Annotated in this window: 25 protein-coding genes; 12 read left to right on the top strand and 13 right to left on the bottom strand. The window is 63.3% G+C overall.

Annotated elements, in window-relative coordinates; all coding sequences use genetic code 11:
* Position 1: 1 nt before the first annotated feature.
* Entirely contained in the window at positions 2–796 is a 795-nt protein-coding gene (locus U0988_RS10745) for an Mrp/NBP35 family ATP-binding protein (RefSeq protein ID WP_322292630.1), read from the bottom strand.
* A 310-nt stretch (positions 797–1,106) separates the two neighbouring features.
* On the opposite strand from U0988_RS10745, the gene hflK reads away from it, so the two are divergent.
* The 3 genes from hflK (at position 1,107) to U0988_RS10730 (ending at position 4,734) form a co-directional block, all read left to right on the top strand.
* Entirely contained in the window at positions 1,107–2,207 is a 1,101-nt protein-coding gene (gene hflK / locus U0988_RS10740) for an FtsH protease activity modulator HflK (RefSeq protein WP_322292616.1), read from the top strand.
* Positions 2,208–2,210: 3 nt separating this feature from the next.
* Complete coding sequence (locus U0988_RS10735; RefSeq protein WP_322292615.1) at positions 2,211–3,062, top strand: protease modulator HflC; 852 nt, start codon at positions 2,211–2,213, stop codon at positions 3,060–3,062.
* 133 nt (positions 3,063–3,195) lie between these two features.
* The gene (locus U0988_RS10730) at positions 3,196–4,734 is read left to right on the top strand and encodes a Do family serine endopeptidase (RefSeq protein WP_322292614.1); all 1,539 of its coding nucleotides are present in this window, start codon (positions 3,196–3,198) and stop codon (positions 4,732–4,734) included.
* Between the two features lie 84 nt (positions 4,735–4,818).
* On the opposite strand, the gene U0988_RS10725 is transcribed toward U0988_RS10730, so the two are convergent.
* The 4 genes from U0988_RS10725 to U0988_RS10710 all read right to left on the bottom strand — a co-directional run bounded on the left by U0988_RS10725 (position 4,819) and on the right by U0988_RS10710 (position 8,730).
* Positions 4,819–7,011, bottom strand: a complete 2,193-nt coding sequence (locus U0988_RS10725) for a PBP1A family penicillin-binding protein (RefSeq protein ID WP_322292613.1) — start codon at positions 7,009–7,011, stop codon at positions 4,819–4,821.
* A 131-nt stretch (positions 7,012–7,142) separates the two neighbouring features.
* Complete coding sequence (msrB, locus tag U0988_RS10720; protein WP_322292612.1) at positions 7,143–7,547, bottom strand: peptide-methionine (R)-S-oxide reductase MsrB; 405 nt, start codon at positions 7,545–7,547, stop codon at positions 7,143–7,145.
* A gap of 47 nt (positions 7,548–7,594) precedes the next feature.
* On the bottom strand, positions 7,595–8,266 hold the full coding sequence (locus tag U0988_RS10715) for a glutathione S-transferase family protein (RefSeq protein ID WP_322292629.1): 672 nt from the start codon (positions 8,264–8,266) through the stop codon (positions 7,595–7,597).
* Positions 8,267–8,346: 80 nt separating this feature from the next.
* Positions 8,347–8,730: a hypothetical protein gene (locus tag U0988_RS10710; protein WP_322292611.1), complete on the bottom strand. Its 384-nt coding sequence runs from the start codon at positions 8,728–8,730 to the stop codon at positions 8,347–8,349.
* 115 nt (positions 8,731–8,845) lie between these two features.
* Here U0988_RS10710 and U0988_RS10705 point away from each other — a divergent pair, with 115 nt between their 5' ends.
* From U0988_RS10705 to U0988_RS10680, 6 genes are all read left to right on the top strand, one after another.
* Positions 8,846–10,276, top strand: coding sequence for an NAD-dependent succinate-semialdehyde dehydrogenase (locus U0988_RS10705; protein WP_322292610.1), 1,431 nt, complete (start codon positions 8,846–8,848; stop codon positions 10,274–10,276).
* 37 nt (positions 10,277–10,313) lie between these two features.
* Positions 10,314–11,420 (top strand): S-(hydroxymethyl)glutathione dehydrogenase/class III alcohol dehydrogenase, encoded by a 1,107-nt coding sequence (locus tag U0988_RS10700; protein ID WP_322292609.1) that lies wholly within the window; start codon positions 10,314–10,316, stop codon positions 11,418–11,420.
* Positions 11,421–11,461: 41 nt separating this feature from the next.
* Positions 11,462–11,839: a VOC family protein gene (locus tag U0988_RS10695; protein WP_322292608.1), complete on the top strand. Its 378-nt coding sequence runs from the start codon at positions 11,462–11,464 to the stop codon at positions 11,837–11,839.
* 13 nt (positions 11,840–11,852) lie between these two features.
* Positions 11,853–12,683, top strand: coding sequence for an S-formylglutathione hydrolase (fghA, locus tag U0988_RS10690; RefSeq protein WP_322292628.1), 831 nt, complete (start codon positions 11,853–11,855; stop codon positions 12,681–12,683).
* 167 nt (positions 12,684–12,850) lie between these two features.
* Positions 12,851–13,075 carry a hypothetical protein gene (locus U0988_RS10685; protein ID WP_322292607.1) on the top strand — a complete coding sequence of 75 codons (225 nt, stop codon included), beginning with the start codon at positions 12,851–12,853 and terminating at the stop codon, positions 13,073–13,075.
* A 72-nt stretch (positions 13,076–13,147) separates the two neighbouring features.
* Positions 13,148–13,390 carry a DUF6894 family protein gene (locus tag U0988_RS10680; protein ID WP_322292606.1) on the top strand — a complete coding sequence of 81 codons (243 nt, stop codon included), beginning with the start codon at positions 13,148–13,150 and terminating at the stop codon, positions 13,388–13,390.
* A 96-nt stretch (positions 13,391–13,486) separates the two neighbouring features.
* Here the strand turns inward: U0988_RS10680 and metW are convergent, their stop codons facing one another.
* The 3 genes from metW to metX are packed head-to-tail and all read right to left on the bottom strand — an operon-like array spanning position 13,487 to position 15,629.
* Complete coding sequence (gene metW / locus U0988_RS10675) at positions 13,487–14,077, bottom strand: methionine biosynthesis protein MetW (protein ID WP_322292605.1); 591 nt, start codon at positions 14,075–14,077, stop codon at positions 13,487–13,489.
* Entirely contained in the window at positions 14,074–14,505 is a 432-nt protein-coding gene (locus U0988_RS10670) for a GNAT family N-acetyltransferase (RefSeq protein WP_322292604.1), read from the bottom strand. The genes metW and U0988_RS10670 overlap by 4 nt, the downstream gene beginning before the upstream one ends.
* Positions 14,502–15,629: a homoserine O-acetyltransferase MetX gene (metX, locus tag U0988_RS10665; protein ID WP_322292603.1), complete on the bottom strand. Its 1,128-nt coding sequence runs from the start codon at positions 15,627–15,629 to the stop codon at positions 14,502–14,504. The genes U0988_RS10670 and metX overlap by 4 nt, the downstream gene beginning before the upstream one ends.
* 95 nt (positions 15,630–15,724) lie before the next feature.
* On the opposite strand from metX, the gene U0988_RS10660 reads away from it, so the two are divergent.
* Positions 15,725–16,846 (top strand): histidinol-phosphate transaminase, encoded by a 1,122-nt coding sequence (locus U0988_RS10660; protein WP_322292602.1) that lies wholly within the window; start codon positions 15,725–15,727, stop codon positions 16,844–16,846.
* Positions 16,846–17,778 carry a prephenate/arogenate dehydrogenase family protein gene (locus U0988_RS10655; protein ID WP_322292601.1) on the top strand — a complete coding sequence of 311 codons (933 nt, stop codon included), beginning with the start codon at positions 16,846–16,848 and terminating at the stop codon, positions 17,776–17,778. Before U0988_RS10660 ends, U0988_RS10655 begins: the two co-directional genes overlap by 1 nt.
* Here the strand turns inward: U0988_RS10655 and U0988_RS10650 are convergent.
* Genes U0988_RS10650 through ftsE form a run of 4 tightly spaced genes read right to left on the bottom strand, consistent with a single transcriptional unit; the run spans position 17,771 to position 20,694 of the window.
* Positions 17,771–18,451, bottom strand: coding sequence for a lysophospholipid acyltransferase family protein (locus U0988_RS10650; RefSeq protein ID WP_322292600.1), 681 nt, complete (start codon positions 18,449–18,451; stop codon positions 17,771–17,773). The genes U0988_RS10655 and U0988_RS10650 overlap by 8 nt on opposite strands.
* A 4-nt stretch (positions 18,452–18,455) precedes the next feature.
* The gene (locus U0988_RS10645; protein WP_322292599.1) at positions 18,456–18,998 is read right to left on the bottom strand and encodes a YdcF family protein; all 543 of its coding nucleotides are present in this window, start codon (positions 18,996–18,998) and stop codon (positions 18,456–18,458) included.
* The gene (locus tag U0988_RS10640) at positions 18,995–19,939 is read right to left on the bottom strand and encodes a cell division protein (protein WP_322292598.1); all 945 of its coding nucleotides are present in this window, start codon (positions 19,937–19,939) and stop codon (positions 18,995–18,997) included. Before U0988_RS10640 ends, U0988_RS10645 begins: the two co-directional genes overlap by 4 nt.
* A complete protein-coding gene (gene ftsE, locus U0988_RS10635) occupies positions 19,936–20,694 on the bottom strand; it encodes a cell division ATP-binding protein FtsE (RefSeq protein ID WP_322292597.1) in 759 nt (252 codons plus the stop codon). Before ftsE ends, U0988_RS10640 begins: the two co-directional genes overlap by 4 nt.
* A 227-nt stretch (positions 20,695–20,921) precedes the next feature.
* Between ftsE and U0988_RS10630 the strand changes: the two genes are divergently transcribed.
* A complete protein-coding gene (locus U0988_RS10630) occupies positions 20,922–21,797 on the top strand; it encodes a zinc-ribbon domain-containing protein (protein ID WP_322292596.1) in 876 nt (291 codons plus the stop codon).
* On the opposite strand, the gene U0988_RS10625 is transcribed toward U0988_RS10630, so the two are convergent.
* Positions 21,790–22,032 (bottom strand): hypothetical protein, encoded by a 243-nt coding sequence (locus U0988_RS10625; protein ID WP_322292595.1) that lies wholly within the window; start codon positions 22,030–22,032, stop codon positions 21,790–21,792. The genes U0988_RS10630 and U0988_RS10625 overlap by 8 nt on opposite strands.
* Between the last annotated feature and the right edge of the window lie 175 nt (positions 22,033–22,207).

Genomic DNA, 22,207 nt, shown 5'->3' with positions numbered 1-22,207 from the left:
GTCAGGCGGCCTCGGGCGCCAAGGGCGCGTCAAGCCAATCGGACAGGGAGCGGGCAATCGCGGCGAAGGCTTCGGCTTGCGGCCCGCCCTGCGCTGCAGTCGGTGTGCCGGCGTCGCTGTCCTCGCGGATATCGATCGCCAGCGGAATACGCCCCAGAAACGGGATACCGGTGGCTTCGGAAGCATCTTCCACACCGCCGCGGCCGAACGGATCGCTGATCTCGCCGCAATGGGGACAGGCATAGCCGGCCATGTTTTCCACCAGCCCTATCAGGGGGACCTTGCCGGTTTCGAACAGATTGGCCGCACGCTGCGCATCAATCAGGGAAAGATCCTGCGGAGTGGACACGATGATCGCGCCAGCGGGCTTGTGCTTCTGCAGCATGGAAAGTTGTACGTCGCCGGTGCCGGGGGGCAGATCGACCAGCAGCACTTCGGCATCACCCCAATGCGCATCGATCAATTGGCCCAGCGCATTCCCGGCCATCGGCCCGCGCCAGGCAATGGCTTTGCCGGGTTCCACCAGATGGCCCATCGACAGGACCGACACGCCCCATTTGCTTGGCACCGGAATCAGCTTGCCGTCTTCCGCCTGCGGCCGCTCGCCCTTGTTCGCCAGTATCGTCGGCTGGGAGGGTCCATAAATATCGGCGTCGACCACCCCGACCTTGCGGCCCATCCGCGCGAGCGCCACCGCCAGGTTCGCCGTCAGGGTCGACTTCCCGACTCCCCCCTTACCCGATCCGATGGCGATGATCCGCCGAGGCGGCGGGGCGGGTGCACGGTCGGCGATCATCGCCACGCGCACTTCGGTTACCCCCTCCGCGCCGCCGACGAGATCCTTCACCGCAGCTTCCAGTTCGGCGCGTGCAGAAGCCCCCAACCCGGCGGCATCGAGCACCAGCGTGGCGACAGTGTCCTTGAGTTTTGCCGTCTGCATCCGCGCGGCAATCGAAGCGGGAAGCCGTGCCCTGATTTCATCCTGATCCATCGCGGCTTTCCCTAGCAGCAATTTCGTGACCGCAACCCCTGTTTTTCTTGGGGCGGAACCCTATAAAGACTGCATGGACATTTTGACGGGTTTTACCAACAGGATCGGGCTTGCCATGGCTGGCAAGAGCCCTTGGGGCGGAAACAAGGGCAGCGGGGCCTCCGGAGATGGGGGCGCGGGCGATGGCGATGACGGCAAGAAAGCCGGCGGACCGCGCAATCCTTGGCTTCCTTCGGGCAGCGACGACGCGCGGCGATCGGCCAAGATCGAAGATATCTTCAAGCACCGCGGGCCCGAAGGGCCGCGGCGCGTCGGCGGACCCGGCGGCCCGAATTTCCGGATGCCGCAGCGTCCGGGCGGGAAAAGCTGGCTGCCGATTATCGGTCTGGTCGTCGTGGCAGCGTGGCTTCTGATGAGCTCGGTGCATTTCGTCCAGCCGAAGGAACAGGGCATCGTGACCACTTTCGGCAAATATTCACGGACGCTGCAGCCGGGTACCAATTTCACCTTGCCGTGGCCGTTCCAGAACGTGGATGTCGAACAGGTCAGCACCATCCGGTCCGAACGAATTCCCGAAGGCGGCGAACAGAAGCTGATCCTGACCGGGGACCAGAACCTGGTCGATCTGTCCTATCTCATTCGCTGGAACATCAAGGATCTGAAGCAATACCGGTTCCAATTGGCCGAACCCGACGAGACTATCCGCGAAGTCGCCGAAGCGGCCATGCGCGCCTCGGTTGCAGAACGGACGCTGGACGAGACTTTCTCGGGCGCGGGCCGGGCGGAGATCGAGCAGCGGGTGCGCACCCGGATGCAGGCCGTGCTGGACGCATACCGTTCGGGCATCGCGGTACAAGGCGTCGAAATCGCCAAGACCGACCCGCCCGCCGAAGTGAACGAGGCGTTCAAGGACGTTACCGTGGCGGAACAGGATGCCGATGCGGCGGTCAATACCGCGCGCGGTACCGCGCAGCAGATCCTCGAGCGGGCGCAGGGCGAAACGATCGCCTTCGACAAGGTTTACGAGGAATACCGCCAGGCGCCCGAAGTAACTCGGCGGCGGCTGTATTACGAAACAATGGAGCGTGTGCTGAGCCAGACCGACAAGACAATCGTCGAATCCGGCGGGGTCCAGACCTATCTGCCACTGCCGGAAATCCGCCAGCGCGCGCAAGAGCGCGGGCAAGCGGCGGCCGCTTCCGGACAGGGACAGTAAGTCATGGAAAACATCTGGGAAAACCATAAGCTTTCGATCATGGCCGTAGGGGCCGCGATCATCGTGCTGCTTCTGTCCGTGGTGATCGTGCCCGAAGAACAACAGGCCGTGGTCGTGCGAACGGGTGAGCCGGTCCGCGTGATCAACCGCTTCGAGCCCGACCAGCCCTATGGCGAAACCGGGGCCGGCATGGTCCTGAAAATTCCGCTGGTCGAACAGGTCCAGTTTGTCGATAAACGGGTGCTCGATCTCGACATGGAGCGCGAACAGGTCTTGTCGAGCGACCAGCAGCGCTTGCTGGTGGATGCCTACGCCCGGTTCCGGATTATCGATCCGGTGCTGATGGTGGAAACCGCCGGTACCACCGAGGGCGTCCGCACGCAGCTCGAACCGATCCTGAACTCGGTTCTCCGGCAGGAACTCGGCCGGCGCACCTTTGCCAGCCTGCTGACCGCAGAACGCGGCCAGGCGATGTCGAACATCCGGGAAAAGCTGGATGTGCAGGCCCGGGAATACGGCGCACAGGTGATCGACGTACGGATCAAGCGGACCGATTTGCCCGATGGTACGCCGCTGGAATCGGCCTTCCGCCGCATGAAGACCGACCGCGAGCGCGAGGCTCGGACAATCCGGGCGCAGGGCGAACGCAACGCCCGCGTCATTCGCGCCGAAGCCGATGCGGAAGCCGCCAGGATCTATGCCGACAGTTTCGGCAAAGATCCGGGTTTCTACGATTTCTACCGCGCGATGCAGAGCTATGACACAACCTTCGCCAAGGGCGAGGGCCAGGGCCAGAGCCAGATCATCCTGTCGCCCGATAACGAATATCTGCGGCAGTTCCGTAACGGGCAGTAACACGGGCGGAGCGGCCCGATCGATTACAGCTGTCGTTCAATCGGTGTTCAGGGCGTTTGGAGTGTTATCGGGAAAAGTCGTGCCGGGCGCAGCGTTGCCTGGTCACTCAGCCAATGAAGAGGAATTTTAGCCAGTGCGATATGCTTACGGATTGACTTCAGCGCTGCTGGTCGGCGGCGCAGCGATATCTTTGGTGACCGGTTTTCCTGCCGGGGCACAGGTTGCGCAGAACGAAGGTCTGCTGATGGAACGTGCGGTCCCGCGCGCCGGCGCGCCGGAAAGCTTCGCCGACCTGACGGCCCAGCTGCAGCCCGCCGTGGTCAACATCTCGACTCGCCAGAGGGTAGAGGTCCCCCGCAATGCAAACCCCTTCGCCGGCACGCCCTTTGCCGATCTGTTCGGCCAGCGCGGTGCCCAGCCGCAGGCTCCGGTTACCCGCGAAGCGCAGTCGCTTGGGTCGGGGTTCATCATTTCGGCCGACGGCTTTGTTGTCACCAACAACCACGTGATCAGCCCGCCGAGCGACAGCAGCGGACCGCGCGGCACGGTGGAAGAAATCACCGTCACCATGCCCGACGGCACCGAATATCCCGCCGAACTGGTCGGCAACGACGCGGCGTCCGATCTTGCGGTGCTGAAGATTTCGCGCGGGGAACCCTTTCCCTTCGTGAAATTCGGCGATTCCGCACAGACCCGGGTCGGCGACTGGGTCATCGCCATTGGCAACCCCTTCGGACTGGGCGGAACCGTGACCAGCGGGATTGTCTCGGCGGTTTACCGCAACGCGGGCGGCGGTGCCTATGACCGCTATCTGCAGACCGACGCCAGCATCAACCGCGGGAATTCCGGCGGTCCCCTGTTCGATATGAAGGGCAACGTGATCGGCATCAACAACGCGATCTTTTCGCCGTCCGGCGGCAATGTCGGGATCGGCTTTGCCATTCCCGCCGACGTCGCTGCACCGATCGTGGACCAGCTCAAATCCGGCAAGCGGATCGAACGCGGCTATCTCGGGGTCAGCATCCAGCCGGTCAGCGCCGACATGGCCAACGCACTCGGCCTGCCGAGGAACCGCGGCGAGATCGTCCAGGTCGTGCGTGACGATTCCCCTGCGGCGTCCGCCGGGATCGAGCCGGGCGACGTAGTGACCAAGGTCAACAACAAGGAAATCACGTCCGACCAGACGCTGTCGTTCCTGGTTGCTAATATCGCCCCGGGCACCCGCATCCCGGTCGAGCTGTACCGGGAGGGCACCCGCCGCACCGTAACGCTCACGGTCGGCCAGTTCCCGACTGAGGCAGAACTCGCGGAAGAACCCGCGTTCGACCCCGACGCGGAAGCGCCGATGCCGGAAGGCCAGTCCAGCGGGGCGCTGGAACAGTCGCTTGGCCTCCAGGTTATTCCTCTGACGCAGCAGATCGCCGGTCAGTTGGGGCTGCCCGCCAGCACCAGTGGTGTAGTTGTCGCGGCGGTGGATCCCAACTCCGATGCCGGAACCAAGGGGCTGCGGCGCGGTGACGTGATCCTGTCCGCCAATTACAAGTCGGTGACGAGCCCCGCCGATCTCGAACGAGTCGCCAAGGAAGCCAGGGATAGCGGCCGCGAAGCCTTGTTCCTGCGGTTCCAGCGACGCGGAAATCCTCCGGTCTATACCTCGATCCGCTTCCGCTGATCATGACGCCTTGACGTTGCCGAAGGCCCGCCGGATGGTTTTCCGGCGGGCCTTTTTGATGCACAATTGTGATCGCGCGGTCCGCTAATTGGGTTGCCTGGGTGGCGGAGGTTGTTCGCCCTGGCCCGGTTGCACACCGCGCCGGGGGACGCCCGGCTGGATGCGGATCGTGGCCGGATTGCGGCCCGTCGCCCGGTTGAGGAAATCGTCGCTGGCGGCTGGCGGTGCTTCATCGCCCCCCGGGACCGGATCTCCTTCCCGGCGCGGCTGCACCCCAGGGATATTTTCACCTTCGACCGGAAACGGCAGCGTTCCCGGCGCCGGCTGGATCCGCCCCGGTTCGATCAGATTACCCTGCTCGTCGACATAGTAATAGTCCTCCGGATCGCCATAATAATATTCTTCATCCGGTTCGAGCTGCCATTCCGGCAGCTGCAGCTCGGTGTCGAACTTCGTTACCGGGCGGTCTTTCACGGCATAGCGCATGAACGCGGCGAAAGCCTGTGCCGGGGCGCGACCGCCCTGCAGCCCGGCCACCGCCTTTGCGTCGTCGCGGCCCATCCACACGCCCGTGGTAATCCCGCTGGAAAATCCGACGAACCAGCCGTCCTTGTTGGAACTGGTGGTGCCGGTCTTTCCGGCCACAGGGCGTCCGATCTGGGCCGCTCTACCCGTGCCGGTGTTGACGGCGGTCTGCAGCAGATCGGTGATCCCGGCCGCGACATATTCCGGCACCAGCTGCGTCCGTCGCGCCGCTTCGTGCTGGTACAGAACATCGCCGCCCGCCGTGGTCACCTTGACGATCCCGTAGGGTTCAACCGAAACGCCCCCTTCCGAAACCGAAGCGAAGGCGCGGGTCATATCGATCAGGCGCACTTCCGAACTGCCAAGCACCATCGAAGGAAAGGTTGAAATCGGCGAGGTGATGCCGAACCGCCGGGCCATCGACGCCACGGTGCCAAAGCCCACTTCGTTGCCCAATTGCGCCGCCACGGTGTTCTTCGAATAGGCAAAGGCGGTGCGCACATCCATTTCGCCGGCATAGGACCCGCCGGAATTGCGCGGGCTCCAGCCGTCGATCGTGACCGGCACATCCTTCACCCGGTCTTCCGGAGTATAGCCGGCTTCCAGCGCCGCCAGATAGACGAACAGCTTGAATGCCGAACCCGGCTGGCGCTGCGCATCAGTGGCGCGGTTGTAGCTGGTCGAAACATAATCGGTCCCGCCGACCATCGCCAGAATCGCCCCATCGCGGTCGAGGCTGACCAGCGCACCTTGCGTGTTACCGGGCACATTGGCCTTGATCGCCGCGGTACCGGCCTGCTGCATACCGATGTCGATGGTGGTCCACACCTCGATCGGTTCGAAAGTCTCTGGCAGCAGCAGATCAAGTTGGGGCAGCGCCCAATCGGTGAAATAGCGGACCGAATTCTGCGCCTTGTCTTCCTTCAGCTTGACCGCCGAAATATCCACATCGGCCTCGCCGGCAGAAATCCGGTCCTGTTCGCGCATCAGCCGCAGCACCACATTGGCGCGGCTGACGGCGGCCTGCACATCGGCGGTGGGCGAATAGCGCGACGGGGCCTTGACCAGCCCGGCGATAATCGCCGCTTCCGCAGTGCTCAGATCCGTCGCCGGATGGCTAAAGAATTTCCGGCTGGCGCTGTCGATACCGTAGGCACCGCCGCCGAAATAGACCTTGTTGAGATACAGCTCGAGGATCTGCTCCTTGGAAAACTTCGATTCCAGCGCCATCGCCAGCACCGCCTCACGCAATTTGCGGTCGAAGGTTCGATTGGAGTTGAGGAAGATATTGCGGGCCAGCTGCTGGGTAATGGTGGATGTCGCGCCGAACCGTTTGGTGCCGGTGGCCCAGACATAGGTTGCTCGGGCCAGGCCGATCGGATCCACCCCGAAGTGCGAACGGAAGCGGCGATCCTCCACCGCGACCATGGCTTCCTTCATGACTTCGGGAATTTCATTGCTGTTGAGCCACTTGCCGAAGCTGGGGCCCAATTCCACGATCTGCGTACCATCGCGAGCGCGCACCACAATCGTCTGGGCGTTCTGGGTGGCCCGCAGCTCTCCGTAACTGGGCAGCGAACGCGCGGCAAAGGCTACCGCCAGGCCGAGGAAAACCAGGCCCAGAGCAGCTGCAACCAACCCGGACAGGGCCAGCCGGCGGAACAGGCGGGCAAACCATCCGCGCTCTTCTTTCGCCGGTGTTCCAGTCGCTCCCCGTTTCAGAGAACGCCGCCGACTACCCCGCCTTGCCATGGAATTCGCTTACCTTTTCACGCCAGCCGCGCGCTGTTTACGCGGCGCGGGCCAATACACAGCCACGGTGCATAGGCCAGTTGTAACCGCTCGTGAACGGGCAATTCATAAGCGCCCTGTTTGATGCAAGCTCAGCCGTCTTCATCGGGCACGAAATCCAGCGAGGCGCTGTTCATGCAATACCGTGTGCCTTCGGGTGATGGCCCGTCCGGGAAAATGTGTCCCAGATGACCTTCGCAGCGGCTGCACTTCGCCTCGATCCGGACCATCCCGAAGGATGTGTCCCGTTCCTCCTCGACTGCATCGGCATCGGCGGGAACGGTGAAGCTGGGCCAGCCCGAACCACTGTCGTATTTCGCATCGCTGGTGAACAGCAATTGCCCGCAAGCGGCGCAGTGATATTCGCCTGATGCCTTGTTCTTCTCCAGCGCGCCGGTGAACGCCCGCTCCGTCCCGCCTTCGCGGAGCACATGGTACTGCTCCGGCGTCAGCCGCTCGCGCCATTCGGCTTCGGTCAGGTCGAGTTTGTCGGGCATGGGGTGATCTCCTTTGCCGCAGATATGGGGCGAGACACTGCGCAATTCTACCCGTCGATATCCCCATAATGCGCGGGCGGCTGGATCACTTCCATCCGCTCCGACAGCAAGGGCCGGAAGCTGGGGCGGCTCTTGAAGACGGCGTACCAGCCGCGCGTCTGTTCATGGCCGGTCCAGTCGATCCCGCCGAGGTAATCCGCCACCGAAATCTGCGCTGCGGCGGCGAGGTCCGCCATGCTCATGGTCGATCCGGCAAGCCACGGACGGGTGTCGATCAGGTAATCGATGTAATCGAGGTGGCCGTGGGCCATCTTCATCGCTTCGCGGATGGCGCGGCTGTCGGGCGGCTGGCGGTGGACCAGCCGCTTGCGCATCTTCTCGTTCAGCAGTGGCGCGGTGACGTCGTGATAGAAATTTTCGTCGAACAGGGCGATCAGGCGGCGGATTTCCGCGCGGCCCGTGACCGTGCCGTTGATCATCGGCATTTTCTGGACGGTTTCTTCGAAATATTCGCAGATCGCCCGGCTGTCCGCCAGAATGATGTTCTTTTCCGGATCATGCAGCACCGGAGTCCGCCCCGCCGGGTTCAGCGAGAGGAACTCGTCATTCTCCTCCCACGGATTTTCGCGCCACAAATCGTAGCCGATACCCTTCTCGCTCATCAGCAAACGGACCTTGCGGCTGAACGGGCACAGCGGAAATTGATGGAGACGCCACATGGTCCCGCTCATGCCGCAAGCCGCCGCCAGCGTCCACCGTCAGGCGGGTTCCCGCCGCAAAAAATGTGGGCAATGGCGCTTCAGGCGCCGGATGTTTCAAGCAGCAGGAGGCAGGCTGGCATAATCCGGTCGATCTCGCCCGTGAAACCGCCGCCGTCCCACAGCCGCCGGGCCTCTGCCCCAAGCTCTGTCGCCACGGCGTCCCGGTCCATTCCGGTATCGTCCATCACCCGCGCGCTCGTCCGCACGAAGAATTCCCGCCCCCGCTGACCCAGCGCCGGATAGGCCAGCGCATTCCTGTCCGCCCGGGCCTGACCGTCCGCCACCAGCGCGAACGCGGCGGAACAGCGCAGCGCGGTGCGGCTTTCCATGCTGAGCGGCTTCACCGCAGCAACGGGTGCCGATTGCGCAGAAGCAAGGGCGGGCATGATCAGCAGGGCGAGCGATACAGTTGAGAATTTCATGGCGGCTTCCCTATACGCGGGCACCTTAACCGGAGCAAACCGGGTAGCAATCGCTGCGCACTGCTCTATCTCCCGAACACCTGTCATAAAACGTCAAAGCACAAGGAACCGCCCGATGAGCATCTATCCCACCCTCCACATGGTGATCGGCGGCAAGCAGATTTCCGGCGGAGGCCGCGCCGCAGAGGATGTGGTCGATCCGGCAACCGAGGAAGTGCTCGGCACTTTGTCGCTGGCCAATCCGGCCGATCTCGACGCGGCGCTGGACAATGCAGCGAAGGGGTTCCGGATCTGGCGGGGGACCGCGGCGGACAAGCGCGCCGCGGCGCTGAACGGCGCAGCGAAACTGCTGCGTGAACGCGCGGGGGACATTGCCTGGACGATGACCCGCGAGCAGGGCAAGCCGCTGGCCGAAGCCAGGGGCGAGGTGATGTATTCTGCCAGCCTGTTCGAATTCTATGCCGGCGAGTGCAAACGCAATTATGGCCGCACGCTGGTTCGCCCGGCAGGCAGCCGCAGCGAAGTGCGTCATGAACCGGTCGGCCCGGTCGCGGCTTTCGCGCCGTGGAATTTCCCTGCCATCAATGTCGCGCGCAAGGTCGGCGGACCGATTGCGGCGGGTTGTTCGGTGATCGTCAAACCATCGGAAGAAACCCCCGCCGCCGGGATCGCGGTGGTCCAGGCTTTGCTGGATGCCGGACTCCCTCCCGAGGTCTGTCAGGTGGTATTCGGCGTGCCGGACGAGGTCAGTCGCCACCTGCTTGGATCGCCCGTCATCCGCAAATTGAGCTTCACCGGATCGACCGCCGTGGGCAAGCATCTGGCGAAGCTCGCCGCCGAGGACATGAAGCGCACCACGATGGAGCTGGGCGGTCACGGCCCGGTGCTGGTGTTCGCCGACGCGGATGTCGATGCGGTGCTGGACACGATGGTGCCTGCCAAATTCCGCAATGCCGGTCAGGTTTGCGTCAGCCCCACCCGCTTCGTAGTGGAAGCGCCGATCTATGACCGGTTCCGCGATGGTTTCGTGGAACGCGCCAAGGCGATCAAGCTCGGCAACGGTCTGGAAGACGGCACACAGATGGGTCCGATGGCCAACGTCCGCGGAACTGAGGGGATTGCCAGGAAGGTCGCCGATGCGGTCGAACACGGCGCGACTCTCCACACCGGCGGCGAGCGGGTGGGCAACCGGGGCTTCTTCTATGCGCCCACCGTGCTCAGCGATATTCCCGAAAATGCCGGAATCATGAACGAGGAACCCTTCGGCCCGGTCGCGCTGCTCAATTCCTACGCCGACGAATCGGCGATGATAGCGGAGGCCAACCGCCTGCCCTACGGCCTCGCTGCCTATGCCTGGACACAAAGCCCCGCCCGCCGCCGCCGGTTGGCAGAGGAGATCGAGGCGGGAATGCTGGCAATCAATGGCGCGTCGGTCAGCGCGGTCGATGCTCCCTTCGGCGGGGTCAAATGGTCAGGTCATGGTAGCGAAGACGGCGCCGAAGGGGTAAGCGCCTGCATGGTGATCAAGACCGTCCACGAATCCTGATCCGTCTCGCGCATTTATTACGGAGTATCCCGCCCCCATGAAAACCCGCGCCGCTGTCGCCTTCGAGGCAAAGCAACCGCTCGAAATAGTCGAACTCGATCTGGAAGGCCCTCGGCCAGGCGAAGTGCTGGTGGAAATCATGGCCACCGGCATCTGCCACACCGACGCCTACACGCTGGACGGGCTCGATAGCGAAGGGTTGTTCCCCAGCGTGCTGGGCCATGAGGGCGCAGGCATCGTCCGCGAAGTGGGCGCAGGCGTGACTTCGGTCGTGCCGGGCGATCACGTCATCCCGCTTTACACCCCTGAATGCCGCCAGTGCAAAATGTGCCTGTCGGGCAAGACCAATCTGTGCAGCGCGATCCGCGAAACGCAGGGGCGCGGGCTGATGCCCGACGGAACCAGCCGTTTCAGCTACAAGGGACAGCAGATATTCCATTACATGGGCTGTTCGACCTTCTCCAACTTCACTGTCCTGCCGGAGATAGCGGTCGCCAAAATCCGCGAGGACGCTCCGTTCAAGACCAGTTGCTATATCGGCTGCGGGGTCACGACCGGGGTCGGCGCGGTGGTTAACACCGCGCAGGTCAAGCCGGGTGACAATGTGGTGGTATTCGGCCTCGGCGGGATCGGCCTCAACGTGCTGCAAGGTGCGAGAATGGCGGGCGCGAACCGAATCGTGGGCGTGGACATCAATCCCGACCGCGAGGAATGGGGCCGCAAGTTCGGGATGACCGATTTCGTCAATCCGAAGGACGTCGGCGATGTAGTGGCGCATCTGGTTGCCATGCTCGATGGCGGGGCGGATTACAGCTTCGACTGCACCGGCAACACCGATGTGATGCGCGCGGCGTTGGAATGCTGCCACAAGGGCTGGGGCACATCGATCATTATCGGGGTGGCAGAAGCGGGCAAGACCATCGAAACGCGCCCTTTCCAACTGGTGACCGGCCGCAACTGGCGCGGTACGGCTTTCGGCGGAGCAAAGGGCCGCACCGATGTTCCCAAGATCGTCGATTGGTATATGGACGGCAAGATCCAGATCGATCCGATGATTACCCACACGCTTACCCTCGACGAGATCAACAAGGGGTTCGATTTGATGCACGCCGGGCAATCCATCCGCAGCGTGGTCGTTTACTGAGTTTGCAACGAGGCCAAGGCCGAAAAACAGGAGAGAGTGCAATGTTCAGCCATATCATGCTGGGTGCCGACGATATCGACGCCTCGAAGAAATTCTACGATGCCACCCTCGGCGCGCTCGGCGCGAAGCCGGGCGTGGTCGATCCGAAGGGCCGCGTCATCTACATGCACGGCGGGGGCATGTTGCTGCTGACCAAGCCGATTGACGGACAGCCGGCCAGCTGCGGCAACGGTTCGACAATCGGCTTCGCGGCCTCTTCACAGGAAGAAGCCGATGCGTGGCATGAAGCCGGTCTCGCCAATGGCGGCACTGCGATCGAAGACCCGCCAGGCATCCGCGAAGGCGCGGGAATGAAGCTCTATCTCGCCTATCTGCGCGATCCCGCCGGAAACAAGATCTGCGCCCTGAAGCGGATGTGACGGTTTGACGGCGATCGAAACGCTTGCGGCCAACCGCAGTTTCGGCGGGGTGCAGGGGGTTTATTCCTATGCCTCCGCCGAAACCGGCACCGGGATGACCTTCTCGGTCTATGTCCCGCCGCATGATGATGGCGCAAAGCTGCCGGTGTTGTGGTACCTTTCGGGCCTGACCTGCACCCACGCCAATGTCACCGAGAAAGGCAATTTCCGCGCCGCTTGCGCCGAACACGGGATTATCTTCGTGGCGCCCGACACGTCTCCTCGCGGCGATAATGTACCGGACGACGAGGCGTATGATTTTGGCCAGGGCGCGGGCTTCTATGTCGATGCTACACAGCAGCCTTGGGCCGCCAATTTCAGGATGCGCAGTTATATCGAGAGCGAATTGCCTGCGCTGATCGCCGAACATTTCCCCGCCGATATGGCGCGGCAGGGCATTACCGGGCACAGCATGGGTGGGCACGGCGCGCTGACCATCGCGCTGCGCAACGCCGGCCGGTTCCGCTCGGTCAGCGCATTCGCCCCGATCGTATCTCCGATGAGCTGCCCGTGGGGCGAAAAGGCGCTGAGCGGCTATCTCGGGCCGGACCGGGACATCTGGCGCGCGCATGACGCGGTAGCCCTGATCGACGACGGCGCCCGGCTGGATCATCTGCTGGTGGACCAGGGCACAGCGGACAATTTCCTGACCGAGCAACTCAAAACCGGTCTGCTCGCCCTCGCCTGCCGAAAGGCCGGGATTCCCGCGACCATCCGGATGCAGCAGGGGTACGACCATTCCTATTACTTCATCGAGACCTTCATGGCCGAACATATCGGGTGGCATGCTGCCCGATTGAAATAGACAAAAAATTGTTCCGGATGCCTCCTACTTTGGAAATATTAGCCTCAGCGCCGCTTTCACTTAACTTATGTAATTGCGCGAATCCTCAAAGGGTTACAAATTCCTGTCCGAAGGAGGTGGCGGTGGAAATCATTTTCCCGAACCAGTCAGCATTGATTACTCAGCGCGTGCGTAAAGCATACCAGCTGCTGTTTTCTGATCATTGCGGCGATGCCGCCAAGATTGTCCGCTTCGATTCCGACGACGGGCACGAGGCCTTTTCTCTCGCCCAGCGCGAAACACCGGGCCGCGCCGGGGAACTATGGCTCGATGACCAGCCGCTGTGCCGGCTGACACGCGATGAGGATGATGTGTGGAGCATCCATCCTGCGCTGCCTTCGCAGACCAGGTAAGCGCATCTTTCCAACCGGATGCAACGGGCGGGGCATTTGGAACCAAGTCCAGGTCTCAGGAATTCTAGCCCGATGCCCCGATACTATTTCGATCTGAACAATGGCTCCGGATTCGTCCGTGACACTGAAGGCAGGGTCGAAGATAGCCTTACCGACGCAAGAACTGTTGCCATCGAGGCGCTCCGCGGTGTGATTTCGGGTGAAATCAGCGAGGGTAAGGCGGTGTCCCGCCGATCCTTTATTTCCGTGCGCAGCGAAACCAACTTGCAAGTCGCGAAAGTGTATTTCGAAGACGCGGTGACGATCGAGGATTAAGCCCGCTGCCTTCGCCGGCGGTTCCTGTCCTGAATACCCGAAACCACGATCGACCCGTTGGCGAACACCGCCAGCACGGCTGCGGGAAAGCGGCGCTTAACGGCTCAGCTGGAACACCGCATATTCGGCGCGCCAATTGGCCCCCGCAGGACGAATTTCCCGGTCGCCGGCAAAGAACCAACTGCGGTCCGCAGTCGCACCCTTGCTCCGCAGCAACTCGCGAAAGTCGGTCACGGTGACGTGATGGATATTCTGCGTTTCGTACCAGCTGACCGGCAAGTGCCGCGTCACCGGCATCCGTCCGGTCATCAGCAGCGCGCGGCGCATCCGCCAATGCGCAAAATTGGGGAAACTCACAAATGCCTGGCGGCCGACGCGCAGCATTTGGTCGAGCATCCGGTCGGGCCGTTCCGCCGTTTGCAGCGTCTGGCTGAGGATCGCGTAATCGAATGCGCCGTCGGGATATTCGGCCAGGTCGCGGTCCGCATCGCCCTGCACCACCGACAGCCCGCGCGCGACACATTGTTCCACTTGCGCCGGATCGATTTCCAGCCCCCGTGCGTCGACCTGCTTTTCATCGCGCAGCGCAGCCATCAGCGCGCCGTCTCCGCAGCCGATATCCAGCACCCGTGTGCCAGGCTCGACATGATCGGCGATAACCGCGAGATCGGGGCGCAGCACACTCATTTGTAAACGTCCGGATCGTCAATCGTCATCATACGGTCGGGGCTGGGATATTGCTTCCAGCCATGTGCGGCATAAAGCCCCTGCGCATCGCGCGTAAACAATGCCCAGCGGCGAAGACCCTGAAATTCGGGATGGCCTTGCAGGAAATCCAGAATTGCATGCGACAGCCCCTTCCCACGATGTTCTTCGAGCACATAGACATCGGCCAGATAGGCAAAGGTGGCGCGGTCGCTGACCAGCCGGGCAAAAGCGATTTGAGCGCCTTGGTAATTGATCGCGACACAAAACGAATTGGCCAATGCGCGCCTGACGGTTTCGAGCGGAATACCGGCCGCCCAATAGCTGCGCGTCAGATAGGCATGGGTTGCGTTTAGATCGATGTCACCGGGCTTAGTGACGAAACAGTAGCCTTCCGGCAACGCGGTCATTCGAGGAACCCCTTTATCACCCGGTCGAGCGCCGGGACGTCGAGTAAGAAACTGTCGTGACCGAACGGCGCGGACAATTCGACAAAGCTGACCGGCGCCCCCGCCGCATTGAGCGCGTGGACCACGTGGCGGCTTTCGGCCGTGGGGTACAGCCAGTCGCTGTCGAAACTGATCAGGCAGAAACGGGCCGTTGTGCCGGCAAAGGCATTGCCCAGATGGACACCTCTGCCGTCGCCGGAAAATTCTTCGGCGAGATCGAAATAGTCCATCGCGCGGGTGATGTAGAGATAGGAATTGGCGTCGAACCGGCGGGTGAACCCGCTGCCCTGGTACCGCAAATAGCTTTCCACCTGGAAATCGGCATCGAAGCCGAAGCTCTTCGCGCCTGCGCTGCCGTCGGCACGTTCCTGCAGGCGGCGACCGAATTTCTCCGTCAGCCCGGCCTCGCTGAGATAGGTGATGTGCGCGGCCATGCGGGCGACCGACAGGCCCGCGTCGGGGCGCTGGTCCTGCGCATAATAATCCCCGCCGGCCCAGGCAGGATCGGCCATGATTGCCTGACGACCGACCTCGTGAAAGGCGATGTTCTGCGCCGAATGCCGCGCAGTCGTGGCGATCGCGAGCACCCGGGCGGCGCGGTTCGGAAAATTTGCGGCCAGACTGAGCGCCTGCATTCCGCCCATAGATCCGCCAACCACCGCATGGAGCCGTTCGATCCCCAGACCGTCGAGCAAGGCGATCTGACCCCGCACCATGTCGCGAATGGTGATGACCGGAAAGCGCATCGCATAAGGGCGGCCGTCCGGCGCGGTGCTGCGGGGGCCGGTGGAGCCCATGCAGCTGCCGATGACATTGGCGCAAATGACGTGAAAGCGGTTCGTGTCGATGGGCTTGCCGGGGCCGACCATTCGTTCCCACCACCCTGGCTTACCCGTCACCGGATGATCGCTGGCGAGGTATTGGTCGCCGGTCAGCGCGTGGCAGACGAGGATCGCATTGTCCTTCGCCGGATTGAGTTCGCCGTAGCTTTCAAAAGCGATCACCGCGCCTTCGAGCACATCCCCGCTGTCGAGCGGCAGGCTGGCAGGAAGCGTGATCGCGTGGGAGACATTTTGGACTGGCATCGGCGGCGGGACTTGGGGCAGGCGCGCGGACCTGTCAATTGTTCCGGCAATCGGGCTGTCATTGCGCACGTAAAGCGGCTATTCGCGCCGCCGATATGACAACACCGCCCTCTCCCGAGCCTCGGCCAAAACCCCGGCCGAAACCCTGGATCTCCGACATCCACGCCTATGTCCCGGGCAAGGCCCGCGGCAGTGACGGTCGCCGCCTGGTGAAACTGTCCGCCAACGAGAACCCGCTCGGCAGCAGCAATGCGGCGATTGCCGCGCTGGCGAACGCCGGGCGCTTGGCAGATTATCCCGATCCCGATTCCCTGGATTTACGGACCGCGCTGGGGAGGTTGCACGCCATCGATCCCGCGCGGATCGTGTGCGGCTCCGGTTCCGGCGAATTGCTGGGCCTGGCAGCGCAGGCCTATGCCGGACCGGGGGACGAGATCGTCTATTCGCGCTTCGGCTTCTCGCTTTACGAAATCGTCACCAAGCGCTGCGGCGCCTTGCCGGTGGTCGCGGCCGACCGGGATTACGGCACCGACGTCGACGCAATGCTGGGGCATGTCGGCGAAAACACCCGCATCGTGTTCGTCGCCAACCCGAACAACCCGACGGGGAGCTACCTGCCGCGAGCGGAAATCGCCCGCCTGCACGCCGGCCTGCCTGCCGATGTGCTGCTGGTGCTCGACCATGCCTATGCGGAATATCTGACGGGCGAGGAAGACGACGGCGGGCTGTGGCTGGCAGCGACGCAAGAAAACGTGCTGGTCACGCGGACGTTCTCAAAGATTTACGGGCTCGCCGGCGAACGGATCGGCTGGGCCACCGGAGCGCCCGACATTATCGCCAACCTCAACCGGATCCGCGGGCCATTCAACGTCACCAACCATGGGCAGGCCGCGGCTTTGGCGGCGGTCGGCGACCAGCGTTTCATTGAGGCTTCGCGCGAACACAATACGGCCGAACTCGCGCGGTTCACCGCCTTTATCGACGGGCTCGGCAATTACGGGCTCCGCGCCGTGCCGAGCAAGGCGAATTTCCTGCTGGTCCTGTTCGAAGGCAGCGTCACCGCGGAAACGGCCCAGGATGCACTGGCGGAGGCGGGATATGCCGTGCGCTGGTTGCCGGGGCAGGATCTGCCGCACGGCCTGCGGATCACCATCGGCACTTCCGAGCAGATGGACGGCGTGATGGCGGCTATTCGCGTGCTGGTGGGAGACGCTTAGTGGCGATCGAACGGGTGGCCATCATCGGGCTCGGCCTGCTCGGCGGATCAATCGGGCTGGCAGTGAAGGAATTCCTGCCGGAGGTGACCACCACCGGTTTCGACAGCAATCCCGGAGTGCGCGTCAGGGCCGGACTGCGGGGCCTGGTTCAAGAGGTTTGCAGCACCGCAGAGCAGGCGGTCGGCGGCGCGGATCTGGTGATCTTCTGCGTACCGGTCGGCGCGATCCCCGGTGCCGCGGAGCAGATCCGTGACGCCTTGCCGCCCCATGCGATCATTTCCGATGTCGGTTCATCGAAGCAGACCGTGGGGGAAGCGCTCCGGGCTGCGCTGCCCGGCCATACCGTCATTCCCGCGCATCCCGTGGCCGGCACCGAACGCAGCGGACCGGAAGCCGGGTTCGCCGCGCTGTTCCAGCACCGCTGGTGCATCCTTACTCCCGGTGACGATACGCCGCCCGAAGCCTTGGCCGATTTGCAGCGTTTCTGGGAAGGGATTGGCGCGCGGATCGAGATCATGGACGCCGCCCATCACGACTTGGTGCTCGCGGTGACCAGCCACATCCCGCATCTGATCGCCTATACTATCGTCGGCACCGCTTCCGACCTTGAGGAAGTAACCCGCAGCGAAGTGATCAAATATTCCGCTGGCGGATTTCGCGATTTCACCCGGATCGCCGCGTCCGATCCGACGATGTGGCGCGATGTCTTCCTGCACAACCGCGGCGCGGTGCTGGAAATGCTCGGCCGCTTTACCGAGGATCTGACCGCGATGCAGCGCGCCATCCGTTCAGGCGACGGGGAGGCGCTGTTCGACCTGTTCAGCCGCACCCGGGACATCCGCAATTCGATCATCGAAATGGGTCAGGACGATGCGCGCCCCGATTTCGGCCGCGCCGATCATACGGGTCCGGCCGGCAAGCTGCCTAATTGAGGGCGTTGATCGCAGCGGTAACCCGTGCCTCGATCTCGGCGCGCGGCAGGCCGGGAGGAATGGTCTCGCCAATCCGGTAGGTTATCGTTCCGGGCCGTTTCCAGAACCGGTGGTACATCGGGCCACTGTTCACCGCGACGGGGACCACCGGCAGGCCGATCAGCTTGTACAAACCGGCAAAGCCCGCCTGCAGTTTCCCCGCTTCGCCATGCGGCGTGCGGGTGCCTTCGGGATAGATCACCAGCGGCCGCCCTTCCTGCGAATATTCGCGCGCTGCCGACACCATCTTGCGCAGTGCCTTCGCACCCTGGTCCCGCTCCACAAAGATCATCCCATACGCCTTGGCAGCGCGCCCCCAGCCGGGAATGATCGACAACTCGTGCTTTGCGAAGGTGACCGGGGTATCGTACATCGCCGGGGCGTCGATCGCTTCGAAAAAGCTTTCGTGGCGGACCGCGTAGAACACCGGTTCTGTGGACAGGGTGCCTTCCACCTTGATTTTGATCCCGAGCAGACAGCGCAGGCAGGTGCGGTGGAAGCGGGACCATCCGGCCACGGACCGGCGTAGCGGTTTGGGTCCGATCGGAATGGATAGGACCGAGGCGAGCACGAAAAACACGCTGCCGATATAGAAGACCGGATAGAACAGGAGATTGCGCAGGAAAATCATCATGCCCTCAACGCGGCAGCAACCAGGCGAGGCGGCTTGCCAGCAGCTTGTGATATTCCAACAGCAGCGTTTTCAGACTGGGATTTGATGGCGAAGCATCCTCGATAATCTGTACGTTGTCGGGCAGGACATGGCGCAATTCGCCCGCCGCGCGGCCCATATGCCAGTCCGTTGTCACCAGCCGGACGGAAGTGTAATTCCGTTCTGCAAGCCAATCGGCGATTTCGGTGGCATTCCCGCGCGTATCGACCGCCGCATAACCCAGCGTGATACAGCAATCCATCGTCTGCATCGGCACCGAAAACTGTGCGGCGAATTCTCCCGGCTTCACTTCCGGGTCGACACCGCTCACCAGCATTTGCTCGGCATGGCCCGCGGCGAGCACTTCCAGTCCGCGCTCAATCCGGCCCCGGCCGCCAGTCGGAACCACAATCGCATCGGTCGCAGGCCCTTGCCCGCCCGCCGCTATCGGGCGCGGCAGGGCAACCGCGAACCACACGAAGCCGATCGCCCAGACGATCACGATCGCTGCAAGGATGCGGCGGATCACAGCATTCGCCTCAGCGCGCCCATGACCGTAAGGCGGGCGGTAAGGATGGCAATCATCACTCCGATAACCGGAACGAGCGCCAGCAATGCCCAGTTGATCGGGGACAAGCCTCCACCGGCCACCATTCCCGAACCGAGTCCGGCAAACTGCCGGCCCATCAGCAAGACCGCGGCCAGCCCCAGCGCCAGCCCGGCGGACCCGCCAAGTGCCGCGTCGAACCCGACCGACCGCTGGAAGATCCGCGCAATCTGGCCGTCCGTTCCCCCCAGCAGGTGAACCACTTCGATCGTATTGCGGTTGGAACCTAACGCACTGCGCGCCGCCAGCCAGACGGCCGCGGCACTGGTCAGGCCGAGCAAAACGACCAGCGCAAATGCGAGCCATTGAAGCGAGGAAATCGCGGAAAAAACCGGCCGCAACCAAGCGGATTGCGCGTCGATCCGCGCGGCAGGGGCCTCGTCGGCCAGCAGGCGGCGCATCGAATCCAGTTGCGCCTCAGTCGCCGGTCCCCGCAGACGCAGATCGATCAGCGCCGGGATCGGCACCGCCTCACGGTCTGCACCCACACCCAGCCACGGCTCCAGCAACTCCTCCAGCTCGGCATCAGAAACCCGCTCCGCAGACGCGACGGCAGGGTGCCGGGCCAGCAAGGCGAGCGATGCTTCCGCCTGGCGATCACGCTCTTGCGGCAGGGCCTCGACGATCTGTACCGTTGCCCCGCCGGCCAATTCGCTCCGCGCGGATTCCGCAAGATTGTGAAGCGCCAGGCCGCCGGCGGCTGCGATTACCGTCAGGGCGACCATGATCGCGATCACCCAGGGAATCGGTCCGGCCAGCCGGGCCTGCGGAACCAGCTGCGAGGCTCGGTCGCCGCGCATCACGGAGAACCCGCCCGACAGGCTAGCGCTGGCAATGTGCGAACGGGCTTTCGAGCGCTTCACGATGTGCCCCCATCCGGCGCGAGCGAACCATCATGCTCGCCCGTAGGCCGGCGAGGCGGATAGCGCAGCGCACCGGTGGGATCGGACAGCCGCCCCTTGTCGAGCCGCATGATCAGGGAATCGGGAACTTTCCGCAGCAGATGCACATCATGCGTCGCCACCACCACCGTGGTGCCCAGCCGGTTGAGCGCTTCGAACAGGCGAAGCAATTTGAGCGCCATTTCCGGATCCACGTTGCCGGTCGGCTCGTCCGCGACCAGCATGTCCGGGCGCCCGATCACCGCGCGGGCAATCGCGACGCGCTGCTGTTCCCCGCCCGACAAGGTCGCCGGTCGGGCGTCCGCACGGCTGCCCAGGCCGACCCAGGCGAGCATATCGGCAACCGGCCGCGCTAGGTCGGCTTCGCGCACGCCGGAAACCCGCAGTGGCAGGGCAATATTGTCGAAAGCCGAGAGATGCGGCACCAGGCGGAAATCCTGGAACACCACGCCCAGGCGGCGGCGCAAAGCGGGCAGGCGCGACCGCGGAAGGGTGATCACATCGGTGCCGAACATCGAAATGACCCCGCGGGATGGTCGCTGCGCCAGATAGAGCAGCTTGAGCAGCGAGGTCTTGCCCGCGCCGCTCGCTCCGGTCAGGAAATAGAAGCTGCCCGGGTACAAGGTGAACGACACGTCGCTCAACACTTCGCGGTCTGTGCCATAGCGCAGTCCGACATTGTCGAACGTGATCGTTTCACCGGTGCGCGGGTTCATCGGCTGCATTCAATCGCCGGGCGAGAGCCCCGTGCGCGGCTGCACCTGCCACGATGTTCGCAGCAGGTTGGGCAGCCCCATCGATTATTTGTGCCGTGAATGGAAGATACTGCCATGATGATTGGCCTATAGCTATGCTCCGATGTGGAAAAAAGCCACCCTAATCCCCTCGATAGCCGTTGAAGCCTTGTTGCATACCCATTGCACGACTAATGACTTAGGCAACCATGATTATCTCCTGCCCTGCCTGCGCCACGCGTTACGTTGTCCCCGACAGCGCCGTCGGCATCGAAGGGCGAACGGTGCGGTGCGCGAAATGCCGCCATAGCTGGTTCCAGGAAGGGCAATTGCCCGCTCGTTCCGAAACCGAGGTGGAGAGACTTTCGCCGCCTCCTGCACCGCCTCCCGAGGCAGCAGAGGCACGCCCACCGGAACCCGCCTACGAGCGCGCAGAATCGAGCACAGCAGCGGAAGCCGACTATGCCGAAAGCGGTGCTGGCGAAACTGACGAGACCCGGTACGAAACTCCGCCGACGTTTGCCGACATACCCTCACCAGTCGGATCCGCAGCACCACAGGAAGACAGCGCGCCTGACAGTGACTTTGTTTCCGGCTCCCTGCAGGAACCCGAAGCGGAATATTCGCAGTTCGAATATGAACCTCCGTTCCACTCCCGCCGCAACCCGCTGAGGATATGGACCGCCGCGGCGGCTGTTTTTGCCGTTATCGCGCTCGGGACCGTCGCGGCGCTCAGTTATTGGGGTGCGCCCGATTGGGTGCCGCTGAACCGTCCGACTTTCGCTGCGAACCAACCCGACCTGCAGCTGGATTTTCCGCCAGCCCAGCAAGACCGCCGCACCTTGCCCAACGGCAGCGAATTCTTCGGCGCGGTCGGCACCATCACCAATGTCGGGCGCGAAAGCCGCCGGGTTCCCTCGATCCTGATCGTGATGCGCGACGAGCGTGAGAAGATCGTTTACAGCTGGGTGCTTGCTCCGCCCCAGCCCACTCTCGCTCCGGGCGAGAAGATGAACGTGGTGGAAGCGGTGACGGACGTCCCCAAATCCGCCAAATTCGTCGAAATCGGGTGGAAGCCTAGCTAAATTCGACCCATAGCTGGTCCGTCCCGTCCCGCCGTAATTGCGGCTGCGCCAGGCTGGTGATGTGTGGCGCCTGGTTCGTTGGGTCGAACCTGACCTCTGCGCCGCCAAGGATCCGCGCCGACACCTCTGCCTGCACCTCCGCCCCCGGCTTCGCCCCTGATGACATGGGCGGCGCTTGCGGGCCGGTCTGCGCGGTCGCCGCCGCGAACATCAGCAAGGCTGCGCCAATTCCCATGCGCCATATGTTGCCGCATTATTTACCATCTACACAAGTAAAGTGTTAACCCCGTCCCGCAGCGGGACAAGGCCGCGCTCCATCCGGTCGCCGCGCGAACCATTTGCCGACAAAAGCACTGCTTGCGGAGTGATCTGCCCTTTGCTAGTGGCCCCCTCCTACCCCGCAGGATCGC

The organism is Allopontixanthobacter sp., from assembly GCF_034376665.1.
Taxonomy (GTDB): Bacteria; Pseudomonadota; Alphaproteobacteria; order Sphingomonadales; family Sphingomonadaceae; genus Allopontixanthobacter.
The sequence above is the reverse complement of the archived record's forward strand: the minus strand, read 5'-3'. Positions and strand labels throughout refer to the sequence as shown.